The 12,560-nt window shown below is 39.8% G+C and carries 10 protein-coding genes; all 10 read left to right on the top strand.

What is annotated here, in order from left to right; all coding sequences use genetic code 11:
• Nucleotides 1-53: 53 nt before the first annotated feature.
• Genes rfbB through FHW74_RS12775 form a run of 10 tightly spaced genes read left to right on the top strand, consistent with a single transcriptional unit; the run spans nt 54 to nt 12,545 of the window.
• Entirely contained in the window at nt 54-1,118 is a 1,065-nt protein-coding gene (gene rfbB, locus FHW74_RS12820; protein WP_183170808.1) for a dTDP-glucose 4,6-dehydratase, read from the top strand.
• A gap of 10 nt (nt 1,119-1,128) precedes the next feature.
• The gene (gene rfbA, locus FHW74_RS12815) at nt 1,129-2,004 is read left to right on the top strand and encodes a glucose-1-phosphate thymidylyltransferase RfbA (protein ID WP_183170806.1); all 876 of its coding nucleotides are present in this window, start codon (nt 1,129-1,131) and stop codon (nt 2,002-2,004) included.
• A gap of 15 nt (nt 2,005-2,019) precedes the next feature.
• On the top strand, nt 2,020-2,913 hold the full coding sequence (gene rfbD, locus FHW74_RS12810; RefSeq protein ID WP_255459915.1) for a dTDP-4-dehydrorhamnose reductase: 894 nt from the start codon (nt 2,020-2,022) through the stop codon (nt 2,911-2,913).
• Between the two features lie 13 nt (nt 2,914-2,926).
• Nucleotides 2,927-3,475: a dTDP-4-dehydrorhamnose 3,5-epimerase gene (gene rfbC / locus FHW74_RS12805; protein ID WP_183170804.1), complete on the top strand. Its 549-nt coding sequence runs from the start codon at nt 2,927-2,929 to the stop codon at nt 3,473-3,475.
• A 1-nt stretch (nt 3,476) separates the two neighbouring features.
• Nucleotides 3,477-4,292, top strand: coding sequence for an ABC transporter permease (locus tag FHW74_RS12800; protein ID WP_183170803.1), 816 nt, complete (start codon nt 3,477-3,479; stop codon nt 4,290-4,292).
• Entirely contained in the window at nt 4,282-5,601 is a 1,320-nt protein-coding gene (locus FHW74_RS12795; protein WP_183170802.1) for an ABC transporter ATP-binding protein, read from the top strand. The genes FHW74_RS12800 and FHW74_RS12795 overlap by 11 nt, the downstream gene beginning before the upstream one ends.
• A gap of 4 nt (nt 5,602-5,605) precedes the next feature.
• Complete coding sequence (locus FHW74_RS12790) at nt 5,606-9,019, top strand: methyltransferase (RefSeq protein ID WP_183170800.1); 3,414 nt, start codon at nt 5,606-5,608, stop codon at nt 9,017-9,019.
• Nucleotides 9,020-9,022: 3 nt separating this feature from the next.
• Nucleotides 9,023-10,336, top strand: a complete 1,314-nt coding sequence (locus tag FHW74_RS12785; protein ID WP_183170799.1) for a glycoside hydrolase family 99-like domain-containing protein — start codon at nt 9,023-9,025, stop codon at nt 10,334-10,336.
• Between the two features lie 17 nt (nt 10,337-10,353).
• Nucleotides 10,354-11,460 carry a non-hydrolyzing UDP-N-acetylglucosamine 2-epimerase gene (wecB, locus tag FHW74_RS12780; RefSeq protein WP_183170798.1) on the top strand — a complete coding sequence of 369 codons (1,107 nt, stop codon included), beginning with the start codon at nt 10,354-10,356 and terminating at the stop codon, nt 11,458-11,460.
• A gap of 35 nt (nt 11,461-11,495) precedes the next feature.
• A complete protein-coding gene (locus FHW74_RS12775; RefSeq protein WP_183170797.1) occupies nt 11,496-12,545 on the top strand; it encodes a glycosyltransferase in 1,050 nt (349 codons plus the stop codon).
• Nucleotides 12,546-12,560: the final 15 nt, after the last annotated feature.

The raw sequence follows: 12,560 nt of genomic DNA, 5'->3' as shown, positions 1-12,560 counted from the left end.
AGGGATTCTTTGTCTGGCATCATTTGGTCAATTCACACAGGTTGAGTAACGTTATGAAGATTTTGGTTACGGGTGGAGCGGGCTTTATCGGTTCTGCAGTAGTACGAAATATTATTAATAATACTAATGATAAAGTGCTGGTCGTTGACAGCCTCACTTACGCCGGAAATCTTGAGTCTCTGGCACCCGTTGCGCAGAGCCCACGCTACAGCTTTTCCCAGACCGACATTACCGACAGCGGAAAAGTTGCTGAACTGTTTGATAGCTTTGCGCCTGATATTGTGATGCATCTTGCAGCGGAGAGCCATGTTGATCGTTCTATTGATGGCCCTGCAGCGTTTATTCATACCAACGTTATCGGTACCTTCGTTCTGCTTGATGCCGCTCGTCAGTACTATTCAAAATTGAGCGCGGAAAAGAAAGCCGATTTCCGCTTCCATCATATTTCAACTGATGAAGTCTACGGTGACTTGCATGGTACCGACGATCTCTTCACGGAAGAAACGCCGTATGCGCCAAGCAGCCCTTATTCAGCATCTAAAGCGTCAAGCGACCATCTGGTGCGCGCATGGAACCGGACTTACGGCCTGCCGACTGTACTGACCAACTGCTCAAATAACTATGGCCCCTACCATTTCCCGGAAAAATTGATCCCGCTGATCATACTTAACGCATTGGCAGGGAAACCGTTGCCGGTATATGGCGATGGCTCCCAAATCCGTGATTGGCTATATGTGGAAGATCATGCACGCGCTCTTTATAAAGTCGCGACTGAAGGTAAAATCGGTGAAACCTATAATATTGGTGGTCACAACGAGCGTAAGAACATTGATGTAGTGAAAACCATCTGTTCGATCCTTGACAATATCATTACTGAAAAACCTAACGGCATTGCGAGTTATGCCGAATTAATTACTTTTGTGACCGACCGTCCTGGTCATGATATGCGCTATGCGATCGACGCGACCAAAATTAAGAACGATCTGGGCTGGGTTCCAGAAGAAACTTTTGAAACAGGTATTGAGAAGACTGTTCACTGGTATCTGAATAACAAACAATGGTGGCAGCGTGTATTAGATGGTTCTTATGCAGGTGAACGCTTAGGCTTAACAAACTGAGATAAATAAAATGAAAGGTATTGTACTTGCTGGCGGCTCTGGAACACGTTTATATCCCATCACTCAGGGTGTATCGAAACAATTATTGCCTGTATACGATAAACCGATGATTTATTACCCGATCTCTGTTTTGATGCTAGCTGGGATCAAAGACATCCTCATCATCACGACCCCAGAAGACATGCCCGCATTTAAACGCCTACTGGGAACGGGTGAGCAATTTGGTATTAATCTTTCCTGGGCTGTCCAGCCTTCGCCGGATGGACTGGCGCAGGCGTTTATTATTGGTGAAGAATTTATTGATAATCAATCCTGCGCGCTGGTGCTTGGGGATAATGTTTATTTTGGACAGAGCTTTGGTAAAAAATTGGAAGCAGCTGCACAAATAACTTCCGGTGCTACGGTGTTTGGTTATCAGGTTCTTGATCCAGAACGTTTCGGTGTAGTGGAGTTTGATGCTAATTACAAGGCACTCTCCATCGAAGAAAAGCCCCTGAAACCAAAATCACATTGGGCGGTTACTGGGCTGTATTTCTATGACAATAAAGTTGTGGAAATGGCGAAACAAGTAAAACCCTCGGCCCGAGGTGAACTGGAAATCACCACTCTGAACCAGATGTATTTAGAGCGCGGCGAACTGCAAGTTGAACTACTAGGACGCGGCTTTGCGTGGCTGGATACCGGCACACATGACAGTCTGGTAGAAGCATCCCAGTTTATTCATACCATTGAGAAACGTCAGGGAATGAAAGTCGCTTGTCTGGAAGAGATTGCCTTTAGAAAAGGCTGGATGACCCGAGAACAAGTGGCGGCACAAGCTAAATTGCTCAATAAAACAGAATATGGCCGTTACTTGAATATTTTGCTTGATGAACCTGTTTCCTGATTGTTGCGGCAGAAAATGATGAAAATATTACTGATAGGTAAAAATGGCCAAGTTGGCTGGGAGTTACAACGTGCTTTGTCAACTTTAGGTGAGGTAGTGGCAGTCGACTATTTTGACACTCAGCTATGTGGCGATTTAACTAATCCAGAAGGTATTGCGGAAACGATCCGAATTGTTCATCCCGATGTGGTTGTCAATGCAGCAGCACACACTGCCGTTGATAAAGCGGAAAGCGAACAGGCGCTTTCTGGCTTAATTAATGCTGAAAGCGTGGCCGTTATTGCTAAAGAAACGGCAAACATTAGTGCATTGCTTATCCATTACTCGACAGACTATGTGTTTGATGGTCAAGGCTCTCATTATCGTGATGAGGAAGAGCAAACTGGACCATTAAACGTTTATGGTGAGACGAAATTAGCGGGTGAAGAAGCTATTCGTAAATTAAATAACCGCCATTTTATTTTCCGTACCAGCTGGGTATATGCCACGCGAGGAGCAAACTTTGCCAAAACGATGCTTAAGTTAGCTCGTGAAAGAGAAACCCTTTCGATTATTAACGATCAATTTGGTGCTCCCACAGGCGCGGAATTATTGGCAGACTGCACTGCCCATGCCATCCGTTTTGAAAAGCAAGACAAATCAAACTACGGTGTTTACCATCTCGTCGCAAGTGGTGAAACGACGTGGTTTGATTATGCAAATTATATTTTTGATGTGGCACGTGAAAACGGAGAATCACTGGTGATTGATTCCGTTACAGGAGTGCCGACATCCTCATATCCCACGCCAGCACAGCGCCCGAACAACTCCAGACTCTGTAACAGAAAATTCCAACAGACGTTTGATGTCATACTTCCCGACTGGAAAGAGGGCGTTAGGCGAGTGGTTATCGAAGTGTTAGGTAAATAAATAGAGATTCGCAATGAATATTATTCGTACAGAAATTCCTGATGTTCTCATTTTTGAACCTAAAGTATTTGGAGATTCCAGAGGATTTTTTTTTGAAAGCTTTAATAAAAAAATCTTTGATGAAGCGGTAAACAGAAACGTTGAGTTTGTTCAGGATAATCACTCGCTCTCAGCAAAAGGGGTATTGCGTGGCCTGCATTATCAAATCGAACCTTTTGCGCAAGGGAAACTAGTCCGTTGCATTGAAGGGGAAGTGTTTGATGTAGCAGTGGATATCCGCGATGGTTCACCGACTTATGGGAAATGGGTTGGTGTTGTTCTGAGCGCTGATAATCATCGTCAATTATGGATCCCTGAGGGATTTGCTCATGGTTTTCTTACACTGAGCGAGCAAGCTCAGTTTGTTTATAAAACAACCAATTATTACCATCCTCAAAGCGATCGTGGGATTTTCTGGAATGATCCGGATATTAATATTCAATGGCCATCGATTGATGTTCCAGTCAATCTTTCTGAAAAAGACAAAGTTCAGCCTTCTTTAAAAAATATTGTTAAAGTATAAAATGCTAAATCATAATACGTCACCTTTGTATATAGTTAAGTCATTGAAATCAAACTTTGCATTATTAAAAAGTTTGATTGCAAGAGATATCAATTCTAAATACAACGGTTCTTATATTGGAGTGCTTTGGTCCATTATTACACCAATTGTTATGCTGGCCATCTATACTTTTGTTTTTAGCGTGGTATTCAAAGCTAAATGGGGTATAAATAGCAATTCAAAAACAGAGTTTGCTCTCGTTTTGTTCGCAGGAATGATTATTTTTAATTTATTCTCCGAATGTATTTCAAGATCAACATCGCTGATCCTGCAAAATGCAAACTATGTAAAGAAAGTCGTCTTTCCACTCGAAATATTAGTACCGGTATGCTTAGGAAGTGCGTTATTTAATTTTTTCATCAGCTTTTGTGTCTGGCTGGTTGCCTATGTTGTATTTTATGGCGCGCCGCATCCAAGTATGCTGCTATTTCCATTAATATTGCTGCCGTTTATTTTTTTTGTGCTTGGTTTAAGTTGGTTTTTAAGTGCGCTTAGCGTATTCGTGCGTGATATAGCCCAATTCATTAATTTAATTGTGACCGTATTGTTATTCATGTCCCCCGTGTTTTACCCTGTGACGGCATTGCCGGAAGATTATCGTCATTTCCTGTTTATCAACCCACTAACTTATTTTGTGGAATCATTCAGAGCGATTATCTTCTTCGGACAGGGTGTGGATCAATTTTTACCTTATTGTTATATAGCCTCATTATTTGTTTTATGGATAGGTTTCTATTTCTTCCAAAAAACAAGGAAAGGATTTGCTGATGTCATCTGAATATGCAATCAAAGTTGAAAATATTAGTAAGTGCTATCATGTCTATGACAAGCCGGTAAATCGCTTAAAACAAATGTTTTCAACCACCCAAAGTAAATATTACAAAGAGTTTTGGGCGCTGAGGGATATTTCTTTTGAGGTGAAAAAAGGTGAGACTGTCGGTATTGTTGGTAAAAATGGTAGCGGTAAGTCCACCTTATTACAAATTATTTGCGGTACATTAAATCCTTCGTCGGGTTCTGTCACAACTAACGGAAGAATTGCTGCGCTATTGGAACTCGGGTCGGGTTTTAATCCTGATTTTACCGGTCGAGATAACGTCTATTTGAATGCCACGCTATTAGGTTTATCAAAAACCGAGATTGATGAAAAATTCCAGAGCATTGTAGAATTTGCAGATATTGGCGATTTTATTGATCAACCTGTTAAGACCTATTCTAGTGGTATGATGGTTCGTTTAGCGTTTGCCGTACAGGCCCAAATTGAGCCTGAAATCCTAATCGTTGATGAAGCGCTTGCGGTTGGGGATGCAAAGTTTCAGGCTAGATGCTTTGAGAGGCTTAAACAGCTTAAACAAAGTGGAACCAGTATTTTATTAGTAACCCACTCAACTGAACAGATAGTTACACACTGTTCAAAAGCTGTGTTGATTGACAGCGGTGTTGTAAAGGATATCGGCAATCCGCGTGATGTAACTAATCACTATTTAGATTTACTCTTTGGTAAAACAAAAAAAGCAGTAACTAATGAGAGTAATCATAAAAAAGCTAAAGAAATAGATATTGTTGAAAATGAAGATGGGCTTAATCTTGCAGAAGACGTTTTCTTATCAAGGCCGATATCGAACCACCTAAGCTACCGCTGGGGAGACAAAAAAGCATTAATCCTCGATTATGTATTAACTGATGGCGAAAATCTTTATCCGCCTACTGTCAAATCGGGAAGTAAATTAACGCTTTCGGTATCAATTAAATTTTTAGAAAACATATTCAGACCCATCCTTGGCTTTACAGTTAAAAATAAGGAAGGTGTGACGGTTTACGGAAGTAATTCAGAGTTACTCGAGTTTACCGATATCCAGGTTGCAGGTAGTAAAGATTCAGTCGAAATCATTCGTTTGGAATTCATATGTAATTTAGCTCCTGGCGATTATTTTATTTCGCTGGGTATTGCGAGTAAAGCCTCTGAAGACGTCGAGCCACACGATCGAAGATATGACGCTATACATATTTATGTCGAGCCAGACAAGAAAATGTTTGGCCTATCAAATATGCACTTGAAAATGAACAAGACAGAAAGGAATGGATAATTCCATGAGTAATTTATTTGATACCAAAAAATATATTTTTGATAATGACTCTGGTATTTATAAAAATCCAAATTATCAAAGCATTAATTATAGCGATGGCGATCAGATCGAAGAAAACATTTTATCAATTATCAAAAACGCACAAGATATCACTGTTCTCTCTGATGAGTTAAGACACCAATGTATTGATTGGCCAACTATTTATCACCTTGGCTCACAGCGCTCAAATATCCTTCGCCCATTTGCTACCACACTGCAGGACGCAGATGTGCTCGAAATAGGCGCAGGCTGCGGTGCGATTACCCGTTATTTGGGTGAGTGTGGTGCAAATGTCCTTGCGCTTGAAGGCTCTTTACGACGTGCACAAATAGCACGTTCACGTACCCGTGATTTGAATAATGTCACGGTGCTTGCCGAGAAATTTTCTGATTTCCATACAGAGACTAAATTTGACGTTATAACGCTTATCGGCGTTTTAGAGTACGCAAATTTATTCACTGATTCCGACAACCCAGCCAAAACAATGCTGGAAGCGATTCGCAACATGCTCAAACCTGATGGCATTTTAATCATTGCGATTGAGAACCAGCTGGGCTTGAAATATTTTGCGGGTTCGCCAGAGGATCATGTCTGGAAAATCATGTATGGTGTTGAAGGACGATATACTAAAAAAGAACCTGTAACTTTCGGCAAAGTCGCTATCACTAAGCTAATAGAAAGTGCGGGGTTAATTACGCAGAAGTTTTTTGCGCCATTCCCGGATTACAAAACGCCAAATTCAATTGTTTCTGATTCAGCGTTTGATACAGAAGGATTTAATGCATCCGTTTTTGCAGTTGAAAATGCATTAAAAGATTATCAACTTCCTAACTATTTATTCTTTTCTCAAGAAAAGGCGTGGAAAGTTGTTAATGAAAATAAGTTGACAATGGATATGTCAAACTCATTTCTGATTGTTGCCAGTCAGGAAGATCTTACAAATAAAGTTGTCGATGATAAATTTATCGCGTTTCATTACAGCGCTTCAAGACGCAGAAAATTTTGTAAACAAAGTGTATTTACTGTCGGTCATAATAATACGATCAATGTTGTCACTTCGAGAATGACGTCTGAAGAAAAATTAACTGAACAGGTAGGCAATTTGGTCAACCAATTAGATTCGGTTAGTTCGTATGTTAACGGGCAGTCACTCAATGATAAAATATCAGACACAGTATCAAAAGATTATTGGCCTTTAGAAGAGTTCATTTCTCTTCTGAAGGATTATATTCTTTACATTCTCAAACTTCATTCCTCACAAACGTTCGAGTATTCACCAGATTTACTTAAACAAGAAGTAGATGGGGCATTGATTGATTGTATCCCGCAGAATATCATTATTTCCAATAATGATGCTGAATGGAAATTAATCGATCAGGAATGGAAGTACAAAGGAAGTATTTCATTAGGCTGGTTAGTTTTTAGAACACTGTTAATTACTATTCAGTCAAATACGCGATTCGGTTATAATGAACGAGTTAATGGTCTTAATAGACTGGAGTTCGTTCAACTATGTTTCAACGCTCTTGAGTGTAACATTACCGATGCGGAGATTGAAAATTTCGGCATTTTTGAAGCCGAATTACAAAGTCTTGTTACCAGTCTTGATAAAGATCAGCTCAGAAATTGGTATTCAACGCAGTTAATTAGAACACGCCCTCTGGTAGAAGAGGTTATGCATGCTAATAATGTACTATCTGCAAAATCACATCAAATTGAATTATTAAATAATCAACTTGAAATTAGCAGGGCTGAGTTTGAAAGCCAGCAGAATCTCATTATTAAGCTTAATGAACAATTAGCAGAGTTGAACAATGTTTATCAAGAACAAACCTTATTAATCGAAGGTTTGAATAAAGATTTTAGTGAAAAATGCAGTTCTTTTGATTCTTTAACATTTGAAAAAGAAGAGCAGCAGCGCGGTATTTATGCTCTGTATAATCAAATAGAGCATCTACGGTTAAATGAGCAATTGCTTAAAACCTCTTTAAGTTGGAAAGTAACAGCTCCTTTACGACGCGTTCGTACTGCACTCAATAAAGTAAAATCCTATGCCTCGAATAAATTATATAGTAATCCAAATAGCAAAATTAACTATGTAATTATTCGGGGTTACAAAGGTGTGCGTAGACATGGCGTTATCAAAGCTGTTCCACTTTCAGTAAAAACAGCATGGACTTTATCGAATAATTATCTTCGTAAAGTAAATAAAAATAAACTCTATTCACGCAGAATTAATGAAATTGAACAGCTCATTAAAAATGAGAAAAATTTCATTGATTTGTTCCATGTACCCATGGGATGGAATACGCCTTTATTTCAACGTTTCCAGCATCTCTCGCTTCAATCTGCTCAACTTGGTGGGCTGGCACTCTACGGCGGTCATATTCAGGTAGATAAAGATCTTTTTGTATATGATAGAACAAAAGATAATGTCTATGTTTTTGACGCTCTTGATGCAATTATCAACTTACGCATCAAAGAGGCTCTTGAAGCAAATAAAACCGCAGTGAAAGTCGTCCGGGTACAATCTATTGACATGGCGACGTCGATTGATGAACTGATCAAATTCCAGGAAATAGGCTGCAAAGTTGTTTATGAATATATCGACGAAATCAGCGAAGAAATTATTGGTACTTTCCCAGAATTTGTTGTTGAGCGTCACAAATGGATTCTAAGTAATGAATCTATTTATGTTGTCGCTACTGCAACTAAATTATACGAAGAAGTAGCTTCATATAGAAATAAAAATATGCAGCTCTCTACCAATGGCGTTGATATATCACACTGGCAAAAAACACCAAAAACAATGCCCGCCGATCTTGTCAACATTATAGACAAGGATAAAATTGTTATTGGCTACCATGGTGCTCTGGCAAAATGGTTAGATTACGAATTATTGAATAAGATAGCTGATGTAGATAATTTTGTCCTTCTGTTGATTGGCTATGAACACGATAGTTCTATGAGAGAAAGCGGTTTGCTGGAAAAGGATAATGTTTACTTCCTTGGAAGCAAATCCTACTTTGAACTTCCTCAATATGCTTATTATTATGATATCGGCATTTTGCCATTTAAAAAATATAAGCTGACAGAATCTGTGTCACCAGTAAAACTTTTTGAGTATATGGCGTTAGGTAAGCCCGTTGTTACAACCGATCTGGTGGAATGCCTCAAATATAAAAGTTGTTTGATTGCAGAAGCTGAAGATCATGAAACTTTTGTAGCAAATCTTAAAAAAGCTGTCACGTTAAAGAGTAATGCTGATTATCAATTAACTCTCCAGACTGAGGCGGTGGAAAACTCCTGGCAGTCAAAAACCATCGATTATTTAGAGTTGGTTGGTATTAGTGTTAATAATGTTGTAAACAAGGGGTAATAAATGAAGTCCAAGCTTTATCAAACAATCAAGCATATTTATTGGCGACTGCCATTCAGTGATGATAAAAAAGAGGCTTTCATTGGGAGCATCAGAAGAAAACTGCGCGATGCTGTGCGGGATGAGAGCGCTATTACCCCTGATGACAGAATGGCTCTCAAGGATGCTTATATCAAGCAGGTGCTTGATTCTGCGAAGCCTGAATCAGAAGAGTATGTTGCAGAAACTGATGCTAATTATATTCGCCAGGATTCTGACGCTAAAATCATCGCCTATTATCTTACTCAGTTTCACCCAAACAAAGAGAATGATGAATGGTGGGGCAAAGGTGTAACAGAATGGAATAACGTATGCCGCGCTAAACCCCAATATGTTGGGCATGCCCAACCAAGATTGCCTGGCGAATTAGGGTTTTATGACCTGCGCCTGAAAGAAAACATGTTAAGACAAGTCGAACTTGCTAAAAAATATGGCGTATACGGATTTTCATTTTATTACTACTGGTTTGACGGCGCTCGCTTATTAGAGCAACCGCTAGATCTGTTCATGGCGAACCCAGATATAGATATTCCTTTTTCTTTATGCTGGGCGAATGAATCCTGGACCCGCAGATTTGACGGAACCTGTGGTGAAATCCTTATGAAGCAAAGTGACAGTGTTGAAAGCTACAAAGCATTCATCGCAAGCACGATCCGTTACATGCAAGACCCTCGTTATATCAAAGTGGCGGGTAAACCTGTATTAACAGTTTATCGTCCTTCATTCATTCCAGATTGCAAAAATGTCCTTCAGTACTGGCGTGAAAAGTGCCGCGAGGCAGGTATTGAAGATATTCACATCATTGGTGTTAAAGAACATACCTGGGATCAGGATCTTATTGCATTAGGTTTCGATGCGCAAAGCGAATTCCATCCAGGTACTGTTTTCAAACATTGTAAAGACATTACAGCAGAAATTGATTTTATCCAGCCTAAATTTGAAGGCCTCGTTTTAGATTATAAAGATATTGTGGTAGAGAAAAAATATTTTAAATATAACCATAATAAACTTTATCGTGCTGTTATGCCGATGTGGGATAACACAGCCCGTCGTAACAATAAAGGGATGATTTTCCAGAATTCTTCTCCAGCTTTATATAAGCAATGGCTGGAAGATGTCATTGGAGAGTCCTATCAGCGTGATGATCTCGAAGATAATCTGATTTTTATTAATGCCTGGAACGAATGGGGGGAGGGGGCTTACCTGGAACCAGACCGAGAGTATGGTTATGCCTTCTTACAAGCCACTAAAGATGCTGTTGAATCTAGCCGCAAATAGGATTATCGAGGTATTTTATGAAAGTTATGTGTGTGATTGGCACCAGACCAGAAGCAATAAAAATGGCGCCAGTAGTAAACGCTTTTAAAAAATGTGAAGATTTTGAAGTCTGTGTACTTGCTACAGCACAGCACAGGGATCTCCTTGATCAGGCTTTTTCACTATTTGATATTCAGGCTGATTACGATCTCAACATCATGCAGCCGGGTCAGACATTACCTGAATTGACTTCAAGATTAATCGTCGGCATTGATAAAATTCTTACAGAAGCTAAGCCCGATCTGGTAATTGGTCAGGGTGATACGACAACAGTTTTTGTCACAGCATTAGCCTGTTTTTATCAGAAAATTCCCTTTGCGCATCTTGAGGCAGGGTTAAGAACACACGATTTGTATTCTCCATTCCCGGAAGAAGCGAACAGAATATTAGCGGGGAACCTGGCCTGTCTGCATTTTGCTCCCACGGAAGTTTCAAAAAACAATCTTCTCCGTGAAGCAATGAAACCGGAGCAGATTTTTGTAACCGGCAATACGGTTATTGATGCTTTACTTGCCACTGCGCAAAAAGACTTTCCCCTTGAGGTTGATATCCCTGAAGATAAGCGAATGGTATTAGTCACTTCGCATAGACGTGAAAACTTTGGGCAACCTATCATCAATACATGCCAGGCAATACTTGAGTTGGTAAAGAAATACGAAGATATTTGTGTTGTCTTCCCTGTTCATCCAAACCCGAATATTCGCAATGTCGTTGATGAATATCTGCTTAATCATGACCGCATAAAACTGGTTTCTCCGTTTGATTATGGTCCGTTCGTATCTGCAATGAAAAAGGCCTATATCATTTTGACGGATTCCGGTGGTGTTCAGGAAGAAGCACCGGCATTAGGAAAACCCGTACTGGTATTAAGAAGAGATACTGAGCGGCCTGAAGCGGTCACCGAAGGCGTTGTTAAATTAATCGGTACTGAAAAGCAGGACATCGTTAATGAAGCGTCAATTCTGCTTGATAATGTGGATGCTTATCGTGCCATGGCTAAAGGTGCTTCCCCTTATGGGGATGGTAACTCCAGCGAAAGGATTGTTCAGATAGTACGTGCATATTTTGAACAGGCTCAACGTTGAAGCTCGTATATTTATCTCCTGTACCCTGGGCTAGCATGAGCCAAAGGCCACATTATTTTATCCAGCATGCTTTGCATGCTGGAGTCAATGAAGTCCTTTGGATTAACCCATATCCCGGACGACTTCCTGGTTTGCAGGATTTCGTGCCGGGGAGACATGCCAAAGAACCCGCCGGCCGACTTGAGCTCGCAAATTTACACGTCGAGTCAGTACAGCCTGTATTTCCCCTGGAACCCTTTCACCAACTTTTTAAGCTTATTAATTTCAAATCGTTGCATCAGATAATTAAAAAAATTGCTGATTTTAAAGATGAAAATACAATAATTGTCATAGGCAAACCCAGTTTATTAGCAGTCGAGCTTTGTAAAAAACATTCATGGCGGCGAATTGTATTTGATGCAATGGATAATTATCCTGCTTTTTTTTCGGGTTACTCTTCAAAGAGCATGACTAAGATAGAAGAGAATATTGTTGATATAGTCGATAATATTCTTTGCACTAGTCATCCTCTGCAAAAAAAATTCGCTCATCAGGCAAACAAAGTACAACTATGTCTTAATGCCTGTACGCCAGGTTTTGCGCAAAAGCGAAAGAATACTAAAAAATTAGGTGAGGATACTCTTACCTTTGGTTATGTCGGAACAATTGCCAGTTGGTTTGACTGGAAATGGGTTGTTGAACTAGCCAATTTACATCCTCAGCATAAAATTCGCCTTGTTGGACCTCTAAAAACATTAAAACCGAGAGAATTACCAACGAATATCATTTTTGATAAAGCAATTTCTCATGACGATGTTCCTGGCTTTTTGTCAGAAATAGATGTTGGGCTCATTCCTTTTCTGGACAACGACATTACCCATTATGTTGATCCCATTAAATATTATGAGTATCGTTCAAGTGGGTTACCCATCCTTTCAACAAAGTTTGGAGAAATGTCCTGGCATCATGCAGATACTGAAAACAGCACTACAGCTTGCCCGTTCAACTTACCGACCAACTCACTTTATTTCAGCCCATCTGATATCCACCATGTGACATGGGATATGAGATTTGCTGAATTATTTAAAAATACCATAATGAAATAAGTGTAAGTGATCTGA

This window comes from Atlantibacter sp. RC6, assembly GCF_014193285.1.
Classification (GTDB): Bacteria; Pseudomonadota; Gammaproteobacteria; order Enterobacterales; family Enterobacteriaceae; genus Atlantibacter.
Note: the sequence above shows the minus strand (reverse complement) of the source record. Positions and strands in the feature narration are given on the sequence as shown.

Coding starts and splice junctions, on each gene's coding strand:
- FHW74_RS12790 (WP_183170800.1), top strand. CDS start 5,606: ATGAGTAATTTATTTGATACCAAAAAATATATTTTTGATAATGACTCT.
- rfbD (WP_255459915.1), top strand. CDS start 2,020: ATGATGAAAATATTACTGATAGGTAAAAATGGCCAAGTTGGCTGGGAG.
- FHW74_RS12800 (WP_183170803.1), top strand. CDS start 3,477: ATGCTAAATCATAATACGTCACCTTTGTATATAGTTAAGTCATTGAAA.
- FHW74_RS12795 (WP_183170802.1), top strand. CDS start 4,282: ATGTCATCTGAATATGCAATCAAAGTTGAAAATATTAGTAAGTGCTAT.
- rfbB (WP_183170808.1), top strand. CDS start 54: ATGAAGATTTTGGTTACGGGTGGAGCGGGCTTTATCGGTTCTGCAGTA.
- wecB (WP_183170798.1), top strand. CDS start 10,354: ATGAAAGTTATGTGTGTGATTGGCACCAGACCAGAAGCAATAAAAATG.
- FHW74_RS12785 (WP_183170799.1), top strand. CDS start 9,023: ATGAAGTCCAAGCTTTATCAAACAATCAAGCATATTTATTGGCGACTG.
- rfbC (WP_183170804.1), top strand. CDS start 2,927: ATGAATATTATTCGTACAGAAATTCCTGATGTTCTCATTTTTGAACCT.
- rfbA (WP_183170806.1), top strand. CDS start 1,129: ATGAAAGGTATTGTACTTGCTGGCGGCTCTGGAACACGTTTATATCCC.
- FHW74_RS12775 (WP_183170797.1), top strand. CDS start 11,496: ATGAGCCAAAGGCCACATTATTTTATCCAGCATGCTTTGCATGCTGGA.